The following is a 19,237-nucleotide window of genomic DNA, read 5'->3' as shown; positions in this document are numbered from 1 at the left end:
CGTATGGTATTATGGAGAAGTTTTATTAAGGATTATACAATGGAGTTGAGCTTATGATTACCGCCGCCAAAATTAATGAGTATTTGGAGACACTGATTCCGGAGCGGACCAAACTGCTGAGTAGGATGGAAGACGAAGCAGCCCGGGAGCGGATCCCGATTATCCAGCTGCCTAGCATGCAGCTGATCCATTTTCTGCTTCAGATGCACCGTCCGAAAAAAATTCTCGAAGTCGGCATGGCAATCGGGTACTCAACGATTCGGTTTGCGCAGTCCGCACCTGATGCGCATATTACCTCCATTGAAATCTCGGAAGAAATGGTTGAGCGAGCGGCCCGGAACTTTGCGGAAGCGGGGTTGGCAGACAGAATCACGGTCTTGCACCAGGATGCCCGTGAAGGCCTTGAGGGCAATCAGACATTCGATTGTATTTTTATAGATGCCGCCAAGGGGCAGTATCAGGTCTTCTTTGAGCAGTATTATCCGCTGCTTCGAGAAGGGGGGTTGTTGATCTGTGATAATGTGCTCTACCAGGGGATGGTTGCGGAGGAAGAATTGCCGCGCAAGAAAAGAGCCATGATTACGAAATTGCAGGTTTTCAATCGTTTTTTGGCCAGTCATCCAAGCCTCGACACGACCTTTGTGCCGGTTGGCGACGGACTCGCTTTATGCTTAAAACGGGGTGAATGAAGTGAAGAAAACAGAACTGCTCTGCACGGCAGGATCATTTGACGAAGTGAAAAAGGTGATTGAGGCCGGGGCGGATGCAATAAACATCGGCAATGAACGATTCGGTTTGAGGCTTCCTGGCAACTTTTCATTGGATGAAATTAGACAGGCTGTTGCTTATGCGCACCAGCATAACGTTCGTGTCTATGTTTCCGTAAATAAAATCTTTCATAATGATGATTTGCATGAGTTGCCCGGTTATATAAAAGCGCTGGCAGAAGCGAATGTCGATGCTGTGGTTTACGGCGACCCGGCGGTGCTCATGACGGTTCGCCAGGTGGCGCCGAATTTAAAGCTACACTGGAACGCGGAGACGCTAACAACCAATGTGGAGACGATCAACTACTGGGGCCGCAAAGGGGCGGTTAGGGCTTACCTTGCCAGGGAATTAAATATGGACGCCATCCTGGAGATTAAGGAACAGGCTGACGTGGAGATACAGGTCCAGGTTCAAGGTATGACCTGTATCTTCCATTCGCGCCGTGATCTGGTGTCCAATTACCGCGAGATTCAGGGGGCGGACGACCGCGAATTCGGACTAAAGCGAGGCATGTCCATTACAGAAGAGAAAAGGCAGGACCTGCACTACCCCATCTATGAAGATCACAACGGAACCCACATCATGAGTGCGGAAGACACGTGTATTCTGGAGAATCTGGACGAACTGCTTGATGCGGAGATCGACAGCGTAAAGATAGAGAGTGTCATGAAGAATGCTGAGTACAACGCACGCATGGTTTCGGTGTACCGCCGGGCCATTGATGCATACTATGAGACTCCGGAAACTTTTTCCGATAAGGCTACGAAATTAATGTTGGAAATTCATAGCTTCCATCCGCAAGATCGGGCACTGACCACAGGATTTTTCTTTAAAGAGCAAGTTTATTAAAGAGGTGAATCAAATGGCGGATACAAGCGTCATTTCAAGTCAAATTATAACTCCGCGCGGCCCACTGCTGCAGAAGCCGGAAGTGCTTGCCCCGGCTGGCAACCTGGAAAAATTAAAATATGCGGTTCGCTACGGTGCTGACGCTGTTTATATTGGCGGCCAGAGCCTTGGCCTGCGCGCAAATGCGGACAACTTTTCTTTTGAAGAAATGCAGGAAGCCGCGGAATTTGCCCATGGCTACGGATCCAAAGTGTACGTGGCGACCAATATTATTGCACATAATGAAGACCTGCACCAGGTAGATGACTTTATGCGCAACCTGGAACGTGTCGGCATTGACGCGATCATTGTAGCGGACCCCGCTTTAATCGAAAGAACGAAGCAGGCAGCACCCGGGCTTGAACTGCATTTGAGCACACAGGCTTCTACAACGAACTGGCAGACGGTTCAGTTCTGGAAGGAAGAGGGGTTAAGCCGAATCGTGCTGGCCCGGGAGGTATCCCTTAAAGAAATACGTGAAATTAAGGAGCATGTAGACGTGGAGATCGAAGCCTTTGTCCACGGAGCGATGTGCATCTCCTACTCAGGGCGCTGCGTTCTGTCCAACCACTTCACCGCCCGCGATTCAAACCGCGGCGGATGCTCACAGTCATGCCGCTGGAAGTATGACCTGTTCGAATCGATGCCCAAAGATGATGCCGGGTATGGCCGCATTGGCAAGAAAAGCCTGCCCATGTTCGGGGAGAACGATGATGAATTTACCATGAGCTCGAAAGATATGTGCATGTTGGAGTACCTTCCGGATATGATACGGGCAGGGGTGGACAGTTTTAAAATCGAGGGGCGGATGAAGAGCATTCACTACGTCGCCACGGTGGCCAATCAATACCGCCGTGCGGTTGACGCTTTTTGTGCGGATCCGGATCACTACACGACAAAGCCAGAATGGATGGAGGAGATCTGGAAAGCTTCTCACCGTTCCATGACAACCGGTTTTTTCTACGGTGTTCCGACTGGAGTTGATCAGCTTTTTGACGAGAATGAGGATATCCCGCAGTATGATTTTGCAGGTCTCGTAACGGGATATGATCCCCGCTCAGGCATTGCCACCATCCAGCAGCGCAATAAATTCAGCATTGGTGATACCGTCGAGTTTTTTGGTCCAAAGATGGAGCGTTATGGGATGGTGGTCAGTGAGATGTGGAACGAAAAAGATGAACCCATTACATCTGCTCCGCATGCCATGATGACGGTGAAGCTTCGCGTGGATAAGCCAGTAAGTGAACACGACATGATGAGAAAGGGCAAGAAGTAATATGAGCAGACCTGTTGTTATTGGCGTTGCAGGCGGAACAGGCTCCGGCAAAACGACAGTTGCCCGGGAGATTTTTGGACAATTCGCCGACAGAAGCGTCGTGATGATTGAGCAAGATGCCTACTATAAAGACCAGAGCCACCTCTCTTACGAGGAACGGATTAAAACGAATTATGACCACCCACTGGCGTTTGACAATGATCTGCTGATCCAGCATCTGGGCACACTTCTTGACCGGGAACCGATCGAGAAGCCGATTTATGATTACAGGCTGCATACGCGATCAACCGACCGGGTCATTGTGGAGCCGAGAGATGTCATTATTCTGGAGGGGATTTTGATCCTTGAGGATGAACGGCTCCGCAGCTTGATGGATATTAAGGTATTTGTGGATACAGATGCCGATGTGCGCATTATTCGCCGCCTTATTCGGGATATCGAAGAGCGGGGAAGAACCATTGAATCGGTGGTTAGTCAGTATATGGACGTTGTTAGGCCGATGCATATGCAGTTTATTGAGCCTACTAAGCGCTACGCTGACATTATTGTGCCGGAAGGCGGCCATAATCGGGTGGCGATAGACCTGCTGACCACTAAAATCCATACCATCCTTGGTGGTTAATAACGTATAAAGCCCCTTTCCATCCGGCAAAACTTGGAACAAACAAGTTTCGCTGGGGAAGGGGCTTTTTTTATGGAGGTAACAAGAACAGAAACGAAGAGAAAAAAGCGCAGAGTGCTGCTTGTTCTTCTTCTCGTCACTTTTCTTTTTGTAGGGCTGCTCTCCCGCCTCGCATGGATTCAGGTTTTTAGCACAAGGTCCTTTTCCTCGCACCATGTTGATTTGTTAGAGAGAGCGGTGGCTCAGCGAAGGGAAAAGCTTGTGCTGGATACCGGAAGAGGCATGATTTATGACCGGAATGGAAAACCGTTAACAGGTGAGGAGTATACCGGGCTGGCTGTTTTTCCTTTTGCCCGCTATGGACTGGAACAGCAAGACAAAGTCCAGAAGCTCGCTTCCATTCTGGGCGTGGATAGCCAGATCATCAAGCCTACCGTGATATCTATGAAGCATGCTGATTTCTGGAATGAACCAAATGGAAAAAGGCTCATGTTGAACCCTGCCCAAGTTCAGTCAATCCATAACCTGGATTTTCCCGGCATTATGCCGCTTACCGTTACTGAACGCGTTCCTGAAGGCAGTGTGGCGCACCATGTGATCGGGTTTATCGCACAGAACCCGGAACTTATTAAGAAACAATTTCAGGATGAATTAAAAAACGGGATGCTGACTACCACAAGTCGAGTAGGTGTAACAGGCCTTGAGCGGACATTTCAATCCTTTCTCGGCGGTATTGGGGAGAAATCCGTATCCTTCTATGTAGATGGACGGGGAACACCACTCGGAGGGCTTGATATACGGATGCAGGAACCCCACAATTCTTACTTTCCTCTCTCTGTTACCACAACTCTGGATAGGGACATGCAGCAGAAGATGGAGCAGGCCTTTGATCGTTCGCCTGTGAAGACAGGCGCAGCCGTTGTGCTGGATGTTAAAACAAGGGAAGTGCTGGCTATGGTATCCAGACCGGATTATAATCCGAATCAACCCAACCAGGCAGGATCTTCTGCATGGGAAAATCAAGCGCTGAAACAGATGACGCCGGGCTCGATTTTTAAAGTTGTTGTAGCTGCGGCTGCATTGCAAGAAGGGCTGTTTAAACCGACTGACAAATTTGTCTGTAAGGGTGAATACGGCAAATACGGTTTTTCCTGCTGGAAAAAGGGCGGCCATGGCGTGATTTCGCTGGAAGATGCCTTTGCCGACTCCTGCAACATAACATTTGGTGAGGTAGCGGCTAAGCTTGGGCGGGATAAAATTCAGCAGTATGGCAAAAAGCTGGGGCTAACCCAGCAGATAGGCTGGGAAAAAACGCCTTTCTTCAAAATGGGCACCTTTAAACAATTTGATAGGGAAAACAACGGCCAGGTGTTTGCCCCAACCACGACATCGAATGATGAAGGCATGCTTATGCAAACCGGCATTGGGCAACGGGATGTACAGGTAACACCCCTTCAGGCAGCGAATATGGCGGCAACCATTGCCGATGATGGAAAAAAGGAAAAGGTGCGGATTGTTCAGTCGATTAATTATCAGAATGGAACAAGCTTCTACCGTTTTGAAGATAGTCCCCTTGATGGTGCTGATATATCGTCGCAGACCGCCCAGACGCTGCGTCGTTTTATGGAACGGGTTGTAGATGACGGAACAGGAATGTCACTTAAGCAGTCCAAGTGGCCGATTGCGGGAAAGAGCGGGACTGCACAGACGCTTGTGAATACGCGGCAAAAGAACAACCAGTGGTTTATCGGTTACACACCGCGGGATAATCCGAAATATGCAATCGCTGTTGTGGCCGAGCAGCAGCCGACCACAGGCATAAATCAGGCGACTAAAATCTTTGGCGATTACGTCAACAGTCTGGCGGAAGCGCAAGCAAAAGCAGTAAAAAGTAAGTAAACATGCTACGACGAGGCACGTTCACCCTCCTCTGCGGGTTTTCTTGCAAACTATTTGGTATAATGGGTAATGGAATCCAGCAGCAACAGTAATCATACATAGAATGAAGGAGATGACGAACGAATGAGTGAAGCGGTTAATACGCTTGAGGGCTGGTATGCCCTGCATGATTTCCGTTCCATAGATTGGGCGGCGTGGACTTCTTTAACGGAAGAAGACCGCACGGCTGCGGTAGATGAATTACTTACGCTTACCCGCGAGTGGGCTTCGGTAGAGGAAGGCAAGCTGGGCAGCACCACGATGTTTACCGTTGTCGGCCACAAGGCGGATCTTGCATTTATGCACCTGCGCCCGACCCTGGAGGAGCTTGAGGCCGTAGAAGCAGCATTTAACAAAACGCTTTTTGCATCTTTTACTGTGCAGAATTATTCCTATGTCTCTGTTGTGGAACTCAGCAGCTACGTATCGAAAGCAGAAAACCCTGAAGAAGACCCGGCTATCCAGGCGCGCCTGAAACCTGTTCTTCCAAAAACAAGCCATGTGTGCTTCTACCCGATGAACAAGAAGCGGGAAGGCAATGACAACTGGTACATGCTTTCGATGGAAGAGCGGCGCGGCATGATGCGCAGCCACGGCATGATTGGGCGTTCCTACTCTGGCCGCGTCACGCAGATCATCACCGGTTCCGTAGGTTTTGATGATTGGGAATGGGGTGTTACGCTGTTTGCGGATGACCCTATCGTATTTAAGAAGCTGGTATATGAAATGAGATTTGATGAAGCAAGTGCCCGTTTCGGTGAATTTGGTTCTTTTATTATCGGCAACCGTCTGACAGAAGAAAGAATCAACCAGTACCTTTCCGTTCGGTAATTCATTTAAGATGTACAGGCTTCCGGTTACTCCGGAGGCCTTTTTTGATGGATCAAAGAAGCGTCAAGCGGCAAACTCCGTATACATGCTTATAGATAAAAGGCATGCCAGCTATCGAGTAAATATATTTTACCTATATATACGCGTGCGTTACACTTTTATTTGTTGTATAAAATAAACCATAGAAGAAGGAATTGACAATGGACGCATTGGGTTTCGGCTGTTTAATCCTAACGATTTTAATATATATTGGCTCGAAAAAGCTCTACGCCAGATTTAAGACAGGTTTCTTCTCCCCGATTCTTATATCGCCGCTGGTACTGGTCGTCCTGCTGACACTACTTGCGGTACCCTACGGGCATTACAGCTCGGGCTCGAAGTTGCTTACCTACTTACTTCAGCCGGCAACCGTCGCCTTTGCGGTCCCGCTGTATAAGCACTTCAACATGCTGAAGAAGCATGCTGTACAGATTATATCGAGCGTGCTTCTCGGCTCCGTTGCTGCACTCGCATCCTCTATTTTTTTAGCGGCATTGCTCAACGTAAGCCCCAGAACCATAGACAGCCTGGCTCCGCGTTCTATCACAACGCCAATTGCCATGAATGTCTCGCGCGCCATTGGCGGTGAACCAACGATGACCGCCGTGTTTGTTATCGTCACGGCGCTGGTTAGCCTGGTGATAGCCCCTCTTATCCTGCGATATCTCCCCATCCACAATCGAATCGCGCGTGGCCTCATGCTTGGCACAGGCGCCCATGGAATCGGAACATCGAAAGCTTTTGAAATGGGGGCCATTGAAGGGACCATTGCAAGCCTTGCAATGATTATTGCAGCAGGATTCACCTTGTTCCTGGCACCTTATGTCGTTCCGTTTATGGTGCAAGTTTTCTAATTGTATATAATTCCGCACTTGTCTCCTTTCTCAAAGGAGACAGTTTCATAAGATAGTAGTAATTTCAAGAGATTAAGGAGACGGGTGCGATGACCAAACGATATTTACTTCAAGCGAAAAAGAGTGTGAAAAACACCTGTGATGTGTGTACGCAACAAGGCGGAATAAAAATACTCCACACCCACAAATACCTTCCGCTTATCATAGCCGAAGCAAACGATGTAGAGAAATTCGAAAGGAATACCGAGATTGTCTATTATGAAGAAGATTTCAGCATCCGGCTGCACGAAGCGCTACCAGTAAGCAAAGACAGGAAACTAGCGAATGTACCGTGGAATATTAGGGAGATTCAGGCACCAGCCGCGTGGCCTAAAACGAGCGGCAAGGGCGTTCGGGTAGGCGTGCTTGATACGGGGATTGATTCGGGCCATCCTGCCTTGCGCGGGCGGGTAGCTGGCGGTTATAACGTTATTACGGACACTGGCAATTTTAAGGACGATAACGGCCATGGCACGCATGTCTCCGGGATTATTGCGGCTTCAGCCAGTAGAGCCCATGTATATGGTGTAGCCCCCCAGGCTTCCCTTTATGGAATCAAAGTGCTGGACAGCTCCGGAAGTGGCAGTATCAGCCACATCGTAAAAGGGATAGAGTGGGCGGTGGATCATCATATCCAGGTGCTTAACATGAGCCTCGGCAGTAACCAATATTCCCGGTCACTGGATCTGGCCACACAATTTGCTGCCCAGAAAGGCATCATACTGGTAGCTTCCGCAGGCAATGACGGAAACAATCGAGGATCCGGGAATACGTTGGATTATCCAGCTCGCCTTCCCTCGGTAATTTCGGTCGGAGCGGTGGATCAAAGCAAACAGCGTGCCGATTTCTCTAGTACAGGCAGAGGGCTGGACATCATGGCTCCTGGCGTAGACATAAGGAGCACATGGATCGGAGGCGGCTATAAAACGCTTAGCGGTACATCAATGTCAGCCGCCCATGTCAGCGGAGGCGCAGCCCTGCTGCTCGGCCTCTACCCAAATAGAAAAAACGGAAGAAACGGGCGGGCAATTGTCCGCTTAAGCCAAAAGCTAGGCCCTTCCCGCCTTTATGGACGGGGACTATTAAATCTCGCTCCTCTTTCTCGATAGCTCTTTAAAAAATACTCCTAGCCAACTGCTTCAGTCGGCGGGAGCTTTTTTGTTGTATAACCAGAAAGTATTGTGTTGAAGTGCCTTGAGCGATTTTTTAAATGGGACCTCCGGTCCCGAAACACCCAAGAAAAACATCGTGAGGCGCATGTCCGCACCTTTCTTTCCCCCAGGCCGAAAGGTGTATCGATTTTACCTTTCGGCATAAGTGCAACTTAGGCTGCTGCCTGCGCTTACGCTTGCCGTTAGCCAAGATTCCCTAATGCCGGTCCGTCCGTTGTTCCACAAAGCGGCCGTAAAAACTTCTATGAGGGGAAAGGAGAGAGCGGCATGGCCCGCGATGTTTTTCTCATTGCTGTATATGAACTTATCTTATGAATAGGAAGTCCCTTAAATTATAATGATTAAAGAGAGTAAACGGATAGGTTAAACGGCAGGTGTCTGGGGGTGGTACTGTGTGGAGAGTGAGTTATACACAATAGTCAGGAAGGCCAAGCAGGGGGATCATGAAGCCTTCAGACAGCTAATTGCCCGCTTTAAAGGACAGGTATTCAGGCATGCGTTTGCGATGCTGCACGATAGAATGGAAGCGGAAGATGTGACTCAGGAGGCTTTCGTCAAAGCCTATTACTCCCTGCATTCGCTGGATAGTGAATATGCATTTGCCTCGTGGCTTACACGCATTGTCACCAACCTCTGTTACACGCGTGCCCAGAAGAAAAAACGAGAAGCTGCCTGGATTACCGAGAATACGGATGTAATATCTACGACTGTATCCGGCGGCATTGGACCCATTGAACGCAAGCAGATGCAGATGACCATTGAAGAAGGTATGGAGCGATTATCTGTGGACCATCGAACTGTGATTGTTCTGCGGGATATTCAGGGATTTACATACGAGGAAATCGCCAACATTCTGCAAGTGCCGGTGGGAACCGTAAAGTCACGTATTTCTGCGGCCCGTCTGTCACTGAGAAAACACCTGGAAACTAGGGAGGATTGTTAGTATGAACAACCATGTGGAAGAACAGTTGTCAGCCTATCTTGACGATGAACTGCCCCTGGCAGAAAGTATAGATGTAAAAAGGCATTTAGACGCCTGCGTTTCCTGCAGAACAGTCCTGCAGGAACTATCGTCTATGCAGCGTAATATACTTGCCGCTTACCGATCTGTCCTCTTACCAGAAGATTTGGAGGAGCACATTCGCCTTGCAGTGTTTGATGAGAATAAATCGGCATACCCATCCAGGCGGTATGCAGGGCTGTTTAGCCTTCCGATTATCAGTGCCATCCTTTTGTGTGCTCTGCTGGTACTGGCAAGAGCAATATTCCCGCCATTTTTCTCCCTTTTATTTGCCCTCCTGCATGCTATCTGCATTGTTGTATCTGCGGTTCCCCTGCTTTCTGATGGACTAGCCGTGCTATCGATTGCCGTTGCGCTACTTTCTGTCTGGTCTCTGTTGCGCCTGTCAGGACATGCAGGAGTATCAGGCCGGGTGGAACAGAGCTGATGATCAGGAGCCGCCTAATTTTGCTGTGCATGTTGTGTATGGCGTTTGTGTTTAGCGCGGTTGTCCCTGCATCGGCCGCATACGGTGATTGGTTACGCCATCAGGATATGATCGTCCCAGCAGGGCAGCAGGTCGAGAATGTTGTCGTGGCCGGAGGGGATGTAGAGATACGGGGGACCGTGCGCGATATGGTGCTTGTGCTAAATGGCAATTTGACCATTAAAAAAACAGCCCGGGTTAATGGAGCGGTGTTCGTATTTGGTGGTCTGATCAGCCAGGAACCTGGTGCCAGTCTCACCGATAACGTTGTGAATGTATCATTGGACACACCAACGCAAAGCAATCTATTCGCTGCAGGTGCAGCCCTTGTAGGATACTGGTTTGTAAAGCTTGCCGTAAGCTTAATCCTTATTATTGTTTCACTATTTATTGCCATCGTCGCAAGAGATAGAATGATGGTGTTCACAGATCATATCCAGCGTTCATTTCGCCAGCTTATATTAATAGGCATGGCTGTTACCCTGCTGCTGGGATCGCTTGTTGTGCTGCTGTCGCTCACTGTAATCGGGATACCTGTTGCCTTAGTTATACTCGCTGTGTTACTTCTTTTCTTTTTTATTGGCCTCGCTTCAGCCGCTGTATGGATTGGGCGAATGATTCCTGCATTAGAAAGTAATTTGCCTCTTTCATCGCTGGCAGGTGCGGCCGTACTTATTGCAGGCTTTAATTTTCCTTTTTTCGGACTCATTCTCTTCTGCCTGGTTCTTTGCTTGTCGTTGGGTATGATGGGTCTGTGGGTGCGCGGGAAGGTTCGTCAACTGAAAAGAAACAGAGAGGTATAGAAGGAATAAGCCTTCTTTTACTGGGAAGCCTATAGAAGAGGAGGTGGAAAGTATGGCAAAAATCGGTGTAGAACAATCTCTTACAGATGTGAAAGACGCCCTTCAGAGTAGAGGATACCAGGTGACAGAGCTGGCCCGTGCGGAAGACGCCCGGGGATGTGACTGCTGTGTTATTACCGGACTTGACCAGAATATGATGGGCATTCAAAATATCGCAGTGGATGGTCCGGTGATCAATGCGCACGGTTTAACCGCGGAGCAGGTCTGCCGGGAAGTGGAATCACGCATACAATAGTAAATAGAGGCTCCTGCTCAGAGCATCTGCTGCAGGAGCCTTTTTTTATCCAAAGAACGTCTGCCAGATAAGAAAAATATTGAGGCCGATGATGATCAGCGCACAAAGGGTAGATAAAACCGTGGTTATCTTCTTATTCGTTAAGACCCCCATAATCGCTTGGCGCCGGGTGAAATAGATCAAGGCAATAACAGGGCATGGAAGTACGATGCTGAGGATCACCTGGCTGATGACGAGCGTTTGGGTAGGATTGATACCGAGGGCGACAATAATAACTGTCGGTACCATTGTAATCACCCGCCGCAGCCACAGTGGAATAGAGAATCCAACGAACCCTTGCATAATCACCTGCCCAGCCATCGTGCCTACAACCGAGCTTGAGATACCCGAAGCCAGCAGTGATACCAGAAAAACACTGGCTGCGGCTGAACCTAATAGAGGCGTTAGCGTTTGGTAAGCAGTTGTAATGTCCCCGACCTGTACATGGCCAGTTGTGTTAAATATAGAGGCAGCCATGTACATCATAGAAAGGTTTACGAACCCCGCTATGGCCATCGCAAGAATGATTTCCGCCGTGCTAAATTCGTTAATTTTATCCGCTTCCTTATCGTTGCGCGGAATAATCCGATCTTTTGTCAGATTGGAATGAAGATAAATCGCATGAGGCATAACAGTAGCCCCGATGACGCCAACCGCTAGCATCAAACTATCGCGATTTCCTAACCAGGGTACAACGCTGTGATAAGCGATTAATGAAAAATTCGGTTTAGAGAGAAATGTCTCCACGATATAGCATAAACCAATTAGTAAAGAGAAGCCGGCAATAAGCTTCTCCAGGGGGCGAAATCCGAATTTATCGAGAGTCAGAAATAGATAGGTAGCAACACCGGTAAGAAGCGTCGCATACAGCATTGGAATGCCGAACAGAAGGTTCAATCCAATCGTAGCGCCTAAAAATTCAGCGACATCCGTGGCCATTGCTGCGATTTCAGCAAATATCCACATGATAATGTTTAGCCACTTCGGAAAATGGTCCCAGCATAGTTCCGGCAGATTCTTGCCGCTTGCTATGCCGAGTTTAGCTGACATATTTTGCAGCAGCATCGCTATTAGGTTGGCTATGACGACAACCCAAAGCATTTTGTAGCCGAATCTCGAACCCGCCTGGATGTTTGTGGCGAAATTCCCGGGGTCAATATAAGCGATAGAGGCGATAAACGCGGGTCCGATAAAGGGAAGGATGGCGCGGATTCCTTTTCGTTTTCCCGCGATCGCCGCCCTGGCTTCTTTAACCGTCTTATTTTTATCCTGGTTATAGACCTTGCTTGGATGAGTTTTAACGTCTGATGGCATCTAGATACTCCCTTCGATTAAAGTAATATCTCCGCTGATTTGGGTAGGGGAAGAGTGGATTCGAAAGAGTGTACTATAGCTTGTTTCCACATTTGATGCTTTCGTAATCCGGTAGAAGTGTGAAAGGGTTTATTCAATTGCTGCAAAGGGAGTATCAAAACCATTATGGTAATCGCTATGAACTTTTGTTGGGAGAATAATGGATGAGCTACATATATCCGAGTTTGCGCAAAACATGGGCTTATCTTTATGGTTTCTGAATCATACCGCCTTTTATTAATACCTCCAGGTGCATCGTTTTTCGTTCACCATTGAAGTCGATTTCAACCAGATCTTTACCTTTGTCGCAGATGATGCCTCTGCCAAAGTCCTTGTGAATGATCTCATCGTTTAACCCATAGAAAGCCTTTTGCTTTTTTGTTTCGAATATATCCATATAGAGCCCTCCCAATTAACATTGTACATAAAATTTACCCCATCTATCGACTGTAAAAACAGAAATTTCTTACTAATATACGTGGAAGGGTTAAGCGGGCAGCGTGTAATCAACAAAAAAGGATAAGCAATATTATGCTTATCCCTTTTCATGCCAGGTTTATTTATCCTGATCCAATTCAAAGTTGCAGTCCTGGAGCGAAACGACCTTGGTTTTCTTACTCCATTTGTAACCAAACCAGATCAGCAGGAACAGCGGGAGGCCGATATACGAGACCGCGATGCCGTTCCAGTCAATCTTATCACCGGTAAACGCGCCGTAATTTTGGCCGAGAATAACAATGAGACATAATACAAAAGCAAAAATTGGGCCAAACGGAAACCAGCGTGCCTTAAAAGGCAGATCTTCCAGATTTCTGCCCTGAGCCACATACGCTTTGCGGAACCGGTAATGGGTCATCGCAATACCCAGCCAGGCGATAAAACCGGACATCCCGGACGCATTAAGAAGCCACATGTAAACCGTTCCCTGGCCGAACAAAGACGCGAGAAAGGCAAACATTCCAATGGCTGCTGTGGCAATAAGGGCATTCACAGGTACGCCGCGCCTATCTACCTTGGCAAACAGTTTAGGCGCCTTACCTTCTTTCGCAAGCACCCACAACATGCGGGTACTTGCATACATCCCCGAATTTCCGGCGGAAAGCACCGAAGTTAGAATGACCGCATTCATTACAGATGCCGCCAATGCAAGGCCCGCCCTTTTAAAAACAAGGGTAAACGGGCTGACTGCGATATCTTTTAAATCTGAGCTTACCAGATTTGGGTTGGTGTAAGGAATAAGAAGGCCTATAACGAGAATGGCAGCCACGTAAAACAGAAGGATTCTCCAGAAAACCTGGCGGATAGCCTTCGGTACATTTTTCTCCGGATTCTCACTTTCACCAGCTGCAATCCCCACTAATTCTGTACCCTGAAAAGAGAAACCTGCCACCATAAAGATGCCAAGAATGGCCAGAAAACCACCGTGAAAAGGTGAATGGCCCGCTGTGAAATTAGTAAATCCGACCGGTTTGCCGCCCATAATGCCGAGAATAAGCAGCAGTCCGATTATCAGGAAAATGACGATGGTAACAACCTTGATCATGGAGAACCAGTACTCCGATTCCCCGTATGCTTTTACAGATAAATAATTAAGCCCGAACATGATAACCAGAAATAGTGCGCTCCATAAAAACGTAGAGCTGTGCGGAAACCAGAATTTCATGACCAGCGAGCCGGCGGATATTTCAACTGCGATTGTGATGGCCCAGTTATACCAGTAATTCCAGCCAAGCGCAAAGCCAAGCGAGGGATCGATAAACCGGGTAGCATAGGTGCTAAATGATCCCGATTCCGGCAGAAAGGCAGCCATCTCCCCAAGGCTCATCATCAGCAGATAGACCATTAAACCAATCGCGATATAAGCGAGAAGCGCTCCGCCCGGACCGGCATCATGGATGGACGCACCACTTGCCAGGAACAGCCCCGTACCAATCGAACCGCCGATTGAAATTAATGTCAGATGCCGTGCTTTTAGGCCGCGTTTTAACTCCCCGCCATTTGTTTTTTGATGATCTCTGATCATTTTCTAATGCACCCCTTTAAAAATTGAAGTCTTGCTAGCAAGGGATAAGAGGGAACAAAAAATACCGCCCAAAATAATGCAGCGGTATTCGTAAAGCGCCCATCATACCTTCGCTGAAGATAGCGCATCACACCTGGTTGGCTGCCAGCCGTGACAGTTCTGTCCCTTATCGGGTACAGCCCCAGCCAGTCCGCCCAAGAGAACCCGGACCAGCTTCGGCGACTTTTCCTTTCTTTCGTATTCATCGATTTTCTCTGAATCTCGTACGACGTACTCTTAAAAGCCGCGACCTCTACCTCACCGTAATTGATGAGGGTCTGCTATTTAATTGATTCACAACGTTAATCAGTATATACAATCCAGACAAAGGATTCAAGAGGATCCTTAGAACTTAAACAGCCAAGAAATTTTTTTATGGAAAACATAGGCAAGTTATCCTGAATATCTTGGATAACAGAGGGAAAGGAGTTGATTTCACTGGATGTACACAGCTTATTAGCTATCATTGCGATTGGAATTGCCTCTAACCTTGACAATGCTGGAGCGGGCATTTCATATGGCGTAAGGAAAATACGGATTTCCACATTCGCTAATTTCATAATTGCATTGATGGGCTTTATTCTGGCAATGGTGGGAGGTCTTTTTGGCAGGTGGATTGCCCTTTGGATTACTCCTTTTGTGGGAAATGTAACGGGCATGATCGTGCTTTCTATAATCGGCATATGGGTGCTTTGCCAGCCCTTTCTTGAGACCCCTGTGGAACAGCCGCAGACGAGTCGGGGTTCTTTCCTTAGGATTTTGCGAAATCCGGAAGAAGCAGATTTAGACAGGTCAAAGACGATTAGCTTTGGGGAATCCATCATACTGGGAATCGCTTTGTCCGTTAACAACCTGGCTGGAGGCTTTGATGCCGGTATTACGCATCTAAATATCCTGGTAACCTCTATCATTTCTGGTGTGTTAAGTTACCTCTGTGTCGGTGTCTGTGCTTATCTAGGTTCAAGATTTGTCGCTGATAAATTAGGGAAGCACGCCAGTGTTGTCGCCGGCATTTTACTTATCCTAGTCGGGCTGCACCAGGTGCTTTAACACACTGTATAAATGAGCGTAAAAAAATAAACAAAGGCCTGCTGACTGTGATATGCTCCCAATAAAGTAGACAGATGAAATAATAAAAATCTGTTTATTTTATTGGGGGCTTTTTCTATGGCAAAAAATCCTTTTTCTGCACATAAAAAGGATACGCTAATTGCTATCGTTATGAAACGTATGGAATGGATGGACTTCATCATTCCAGTGGATGGAAAGGGTACTCCAAAGAGCTGAAAAAGTCCGAACATTGAAGTGTGAGAAGATTATCTAAACAAGTACACCCGTTTGAAGAATTAAAGAAAGACATTGAGGAATACATACAGTTTTATAATCATGAACGATTACAAAAAAGACTAAACGGCCTTAGCCCCTTGGAATATAGGGTTAAAGCCGCCTAGCTTTGTTTATTTATTTCCGTTGTCTACTTGACAGGGGGCAGTTCAAGGATCAACAGGCCTTTTGTTTACTTTTTGAGCCGGTAAGGCACGGTAGCGATTTTAACATCCTGCCGGGCAAACAGATAAGCCCGCAGCAGCAAGCTGGTCTGGTTGTGCAGCAAATTGTGCCACCATTTCTTCGTGATAAACTGCGGGATCATGACCGTGACATGGTCTGTGGCAGATGTTTTCCACTCGACCGTGTCAATGAACTTGAACAGCGGTCTAATAATGCTTCGGTAGTGGGACCTCAGCACAACAAGGCGGATGCCCGGATCCCAGTCGTTCCACTTTTGTTCCATTTTCCTAATCTCATCCTCGTTGAACCCTACGTAGACGGCAATGATATTATCCGACAGTGACTGGGCATAGCTAATAGTATTGCGCACCACCTGCGTGATACCGGCAACAGGAATTACGATAATGCTGCCTTTTTTCTCAGGTTTCTCAACATGAATATCAATACGCAGCTGGTCGGCCAGATCCTGGTAATGACCATGAATTTTGTAGAAGACGAAAATGACAGCAGGAAGAAACAGGAAAATGATCCACACCTGCGTAAACTTTGTGACAAGGAAAATTAACGTGATGGTTAAAGTGGTTAACATTCCGATGGTATTAATCGTAAAAGGAAGCTGCCAGCCAGATGGCCGTTTGGTGAACCACCTTTTCATCATTCCAGCCTGAGACAGCGTAAAGGGAATAAATACACCCACTGCATACAATGGTATTAATTGGTCAGTGCTCCCGCCGGAAATAACAATGAGAAGGGCGGAGAGAGCACCGAGGAAAATGATACCGTTGGAGAATCCAAGCCTGTCGCCGCGTACTTTGAACATGTTAGGCAAGAATTTATCCTGGGCCAGCATAAATGCCAGCAGCGGGAAGGCGGCAAAGGCGGTATTGGCGGCTAAGAAAAGAATGACAGCCGTTACAGCCTGTATAAAATAGTACATGACTCCTCTGCCGAACGTCGCTGCGGCGATTTGGGAAACAACCGTTTCCCGGGTATTTGGGGCCACCCCATATACGTATGCGAGAAAGCTAATCCCCATAAACATTATCCCGAGAATAATGCCCATCATCATCAGTGTTCTTGCCGCATTTCTTTCTGATGGGATCTTAAAATTAGGAATTGCATTGGACACCGCTTCAACGCCTGTTAAGGCCGAGCAGCCTGAACTAAAGGCTTTTAACAGCAGAAAGACACTAATTCCAGGGACAGATATGCCATAAGCGGCCCTAACGTGGTGAACATGCCCTGTCAACCATTCATATCCGCCGCTAATGATGAGAATAAAAATGGCTAAAACGAATAAATAAACCGGATACATTAATATGGAGGCCGATTCGGTGATCCCGCGCAGATTTAAAATCGTAAGAGCTAAAATAAGAACAAGAGCGATGAGTACGCGGTGACTGTGCAAAACGGGGAAGGCGGATGTAATGGCATCCGTTCCTGCTGAAGAACTAACGGCAACGGTTAGTATGTAGTCAACCAGCAGTGAACCTCCCGCGACAAGCCCGGTTGCCGTTCCAAAGTTATCTTTGGATACAATGTAAGCCCCTCCGCCTGATGGGTAGGCGTATATCGTTTGGCGGTATGAAAGAATTAAAACAAGCAGCAACCCAAGTACCGCTAATGAAATAGGGATCGAATACCAAAGACTGGCGAAGCCAACGGCCATGAGAACCAGTAGAATTTGTTCGGTACCGTAAGCGACAGAAGATAAGGCATCCGAGGATAAAATAGCTAATGCCTTGAGTTTCGTTAGCTTCTCTCCCGCTAATTCGTGTGATTTCATCGGCCGCCCTATTAAAAAACGCTTTAATTTAGAAATCATATAATACCTTCTCCTGATATTTTTTATTATATTCCCCCGTAATATGTTTATAACACAAAGAAAACGCAGAGTGTTATTGAATAAAAATTCAGAAAAATTACGAGAGAAACCAGATTGCTTGAATGAACGCAAAGGAAATGTGCTTAGATAACAGGGACAAACACAATGCCAAACTAACAAATTTTAACCAAAGTAGCAAAACAATTACAAAGAATCGACTAACACACAAAATATCTCTGCAGCCTCAGAAGAAGCCACTATCTGATTCTCAGAAAGTCGCTTTTATGTTATCCCCGTAAAACCCGTTCAGTGAAAATTAATTTAGTACAGACACCCATCAAGTACCCGCTTCATACGATAGTGATAAGTCTTTCAACTAACCTGGAGGTGACCGCGATGTCTGGAATTTTTGCTGCTATCACCATGTTTGTCAAAGATTTGATGTTTTTTGTCTCCTATATCAAAAACAACGCTTTCCCGCATCCCCTGAACGAACAAGAAGAAAATGAATACTTAGAACGAATGAAGAGGGGAGATCGTGATGCTCGGAACATGCTGATCGAACATAACTTACGACTAGTGGCCCATATAACAAAGAAATTTGAGAATACCGGGGAAGACAGTGAGGATCTGATTTCAATTGGCACGATAGGATTGATCAAAGCCATTGAAAGCTATCAGAAAGACAAGGGAACCAAACTGGCTACATACGCAGCAAGATGCATTGAGAATGAGATTCTTATGTCTATAGTGTAGCGTGAAAGAGAGGAAATTTAAAATACTGTAAAAAATACTTAGAATACCTTTCAACATGCTACAAATAATAACCTGTAATTATGGCTCTTTGTTTGGAGGTAATCATTATTATCTATTACACACCATCATTTGACCAAGTCAATAAAGCTGCAAAAAATTTTACAACTAGTAATTTTTCCTATTGGGCAAATAATAATTTTCTAACATGGAGATGGTGGTTGTTATTATTTTTAACTATTGTTCCGTGGTTTATATGGTGGAAAGTCGTGGACAGGAAGCGAATGGATCAAATTCTTTTGTTCGGTTTAGCTGTGAGCATCTTCACGATTATTTTGGACGACATTGGAACAGGTTTGCTTTGGTGGGGATACCCAGTTAAGCTCCAACCACTATATCTTATTCTTGCCCCAGCGGATATCACTCTCGTACCCATATACTTGATGATTATCTATCAATTTTTCAATGACAGTTCCCAGCGGTTTGTTACAGCTATCGTCGTAGGTGGGGCTTTGGCTGCTTTTATTTTTGAGTATTTTTTTATTTGGTTGGACTACTATCACCGGTACACATGGAAGGCACTCTATTCATGGGGATTTTACATTTTGGCGTCACTTTTAGGTCGTTTTATTGTTACTATCGTAAGGAAACGATCGCAAGAGGTTTAACATTACCGGGTAAGGA

19 protein-coding genes, 1 pseudogene and 1 riboswitch are annotated in these 19,237 nt (G+C 46.9%); of the genes and pseudogenes, 16 read left to right on the top strand and 4 right to left on the bottom strand.

All coding sequences use genetic code 11. The features are described from left to right. The first annotated feature begins 53 nt into the window (after nucleotides 1-53). The 12 genes from PP175_RS19955 to PP175_RS19900 all read left to right on the top strand — a co-directional run bounded on the left by PP175_RS19955 (nucleotide 54) and on the right by PP175_RS19900 (nucleotide 11,012). Nucleotides 54-689: an O-methyltransferase gene (locus PP175_RS19955; RefSeq protein ID WP_272439983.1), complete on the top strand. Its 636-nt coding sequence runs from the start codon at nucleotides 54-56 to the stop codon at nucleotides 687-689. A gap of 1 nt (nucleotide 690) precedes the next feature. After that, nucleotides 691-1,617, top strand: a complete 927-nt coding sequence (locus PP175_RS19950) for a peptidase U32 family protein (protein ID WP_272439982.1) — start codon at nucleotides 691-693, stop codon at nucleotides 1,615-1,617. Between the two features lie 13 nt (nucleotides 1,618-1,630). Then, nucleotides 1,631-2,932 (top strand): peptidase U32 family protein, encoded by a 1,302-nt coding sequence (locus PP175_RS19945; protein WP_272439981.1) that lies wholly within the window; start codon nucleotides 1,631-1,633, stop codon nucleotides 2,930-2,932. A 1-nt stretch (nucleotide 2,933) separates the two neighbouring features. Further along, nucleotides 2,934-3,554, top strand: coding sequence for a uridine kinase (udk, locus tag PP175_RS19940; protein WP_272439980.1), 621 nt, complete (start codon nucleotides 2,934-2,936; stop codon nucleotides 3,552-3,554). Between the two features lie 72 nt (nucleotides 3,555-3,626). After that, entirely contained in the window at nucleotides 3,627-5,453 is a 1,827-nt protein-coding gene (locus tag PP175_RS19935) for a peptidoglycan D,D-transpeptidase FtsI family protein (RefSeq protein ID WP_272439979.1), read from the top strand. A gap of 123 nt (nucleotides 5,454-5,576) precedes the next feature. Then, nucleotides 5,577-6,323: a hydrogen peroxide-dependent heme synthase gene (gene hemQ / locus PP175_RS19930; RefSeq protein WP_272439978.1), complete on the top strand. Its 747-nt coding sequence runs from the start codon at nucleotides 5,577-5,579 to the stop codon at nucleotides 6,321-6,323. A 200-nt stretch (nucleotides 6,324-6,523) separates the two neighbouring features. After that, nucleotides 6,524-7,216 carry an LrgB family protein gene (locus PP175_RS19925; protein WP_272439977.1) on the top strand — a complete coding sequence of 231 codons (693 nt, stop codon included), beginning with the start codon at nucleotides 6,524-6,526 and terminating at the stop codon, nucleotides 7,214-7,216. Nucleotides 7,217-7,305: 89 nt separating this feature from the next. After that, nucleotides 7,306-8,364, top strand: a complete 1,059-nt coding sequence (locus PP175_RS19920) for a S8 family peptidase (RefSeq protein ID WP_272439976.1) — start codon at nucleotides 7,306-7,308, stop codon at nucleotides 8,362-8,364. A 457-nt stretch (nucleotides 8,365-8,821) separates the two neighbouring features. Continuing rightward, entirely contained in the window at nucleotides 8,822-9,370 is a 549-nt protein-coding gene (locus tag PP175_RS19915; RefSeq protein ID WP_272439975.1) for an RNA polymerase sigma factor, read from the top strand. Nucleotide 9,371: 1 nt separating this feature from the next. After that, nucleotides 9,372-9,875 carry an anti-sigma factor family protein gene (locus PP175_RS19910; RefSeq protein ID WP_272439974.1) on the top strand — a complete coding sequence of 168 codons (504 nt, stop codon included), beginning with the start codon at nucleotides 9,372-9,374 and terminating at the stop codon, nucleotides 9,873-9,875. Then, a complete protein-coding gene (locus tag PP175_RS19905; protein ID WP_272439973.1) occupies nucleotides 9,875-10,717 on the top strand; it encodes a hypothetical protein in 843 nt (280 codons plus the stop codon). Before PP175_RS19910 ends, PP175_RS19905 begins: the two co-directional genes overlap by 1 nt. A gap of 52 nt (nucleotides 10,718-10,769) precedes the next feature. Then, complete coding sequence (locus PP175_RS19900) at nucleotides 10,770-11,012, top strand: YkuS family protein (RefSeq protein ID WP_272439972.1); 243 nt, start codon at nucleotides 10,770-10,772, stop codon at nucleotides 11,010-11,012. Nucleotides 11,013-11,057: 45 nt separating this feature from the next. Here PP175_RS19900 and PP175_RS19895 read toward each other — a convergent pair whose 3' ends face one another. The 3 genes from PP175_RS19895 to PP175_RS19885 all read right to left on the bottom strand — a co-directional run bounded on the left by PP175_RS19895 (nucleotide 11,058) and on the right by PP175_RS19885 (nucleotide 14,427). Further along, complete coding sequence (locus tag PP175_RS19895) at nucleotides 11,058-12,365, bottom strand: Nramp family divalent metal transporter (RefSeq protein ID WP_272439971.1); 1,308 nt, start codon at nucleotides 12,363-12,365, stop codon at nucleotides 11,058-11,060. 247 nt (nucleotides 12,366-12,612) lie between these two features. Continuing rightward, nucleotides 12,613-12,801 carry a hypothetical protein gene (locus PP175_RS19890; RefSeq protein ID WP_272439970.1) on the bottom strand — a complete coding sequence of 63 codons (189 nt, stop codon included), beginning with the start codon at nucleotides 12,799-12,801 and terminating at the stop codon, nucleotides 12,613-12,615. A gap of 159 nt (nucleotides 12,802-12,960) precedes the next feature. Beyond that, complete coding sequence (locus PP175_RS19885; RefSeq protein ID WP_272439969.1) at nucleotides 12,961-14,427, bottom strand: amino acid permease; 1,467 nt, start codon at nucleotides 14,425-14,427, stop codon at nucleotides 12,961-12,963. Nucleotides 14,428-14,539: 112 nt separating this feature from the next. Next, nucleotides 14,540-14,730, bottom strand: a riboswitch (Lysine riboswitch). A 174-nt stretch (nucleotides 14,731-14,904) separates the two neighbouring features. Here PP175_RS19885 and ytaF point away from each other — a divergent pair. Then, nucleotides 14,905-15,516 carry a sporulation membrane protein YtaF gene (gene ytaF, locus PP175_RS19880; RefSeq protein WP_272443333.1) on the top strand — a complete coding sequence of 204 codons (612 nt, stop codon included), beginning with the start codon at nucleotides 14,905-14,907 and terminating at the stop codon, nucleotides 15,514-15,516. A 293-nt stretch (nucleotides 15,517-15,809) separates the two neighbouring features. Next, nucleotides 15,810-15,917, top strand: a pseudogene (locus tag PP175_RS19875) (IS3 family transposase); the annotation flags it as partial. A gap of 65 nt (nucleotides 15,918-15,982) precedes the next feature. Here PP175_RS19875 and PP175_RS19870 read toward each other — a convergent pair. Continuing rightward, a complete protein-coding gene (locus PP175_RS19870; protein ID WP_272439968.1) occupies nucleotides 15,983-17,800 on the bottom strand; it encodes an APC family permease in 1,818 nt (605 codons plus the stop codon). A 396-nt stretch (nucleotides 17,801-18,196) separates the two neighbouring features. On the opposite strand from PP175_RS19870, the gene PP175_RS19865 reads away from it, so the two are divergent. Next, nucleotides 18,197-18,556: a sigma-70 family RNA polymerase sigma factor gene (locus tag PP175_RS19865; protein WP_272439967.1), complete on the top strand. Its 360-nt coding sequence runs from the start codon at nucleotides 18,197-18,199 to the stop codon at nucleotides 18,554-18,556. Between the two features lie 266 nt (nucleotides 18,557-18,822). Beyond that, nucleotides 18,823-19,221 carry a CBO0543 family protein gene (locus PP175_RS19860; protein WP_272439966.1) on the top strand — a complete coding sequence of 133 codons (399 nt, stop codon included), beginning with the start codon at nucleotides 18,823-18,825 and terminating at the stop codon, nucleotides 19,219-19,221. Nucleotides 19,222-19,237 lie beyond the last annotated feature (16 nt).

The organism is Aneurinibacillus sp. Ricciae_BoGa-3 (assembly GCF_028421645.1).
GTDB lineage: Bacteria > Bacillota > Bacilli > Aneurinibacillales > Aneurinibacillaceae > Aneurinibacillus_B.
Note: the sequence above shows the minus strand (reverse complement) of the source record. Positions and strands in the feature narration are given on the sequence as shown.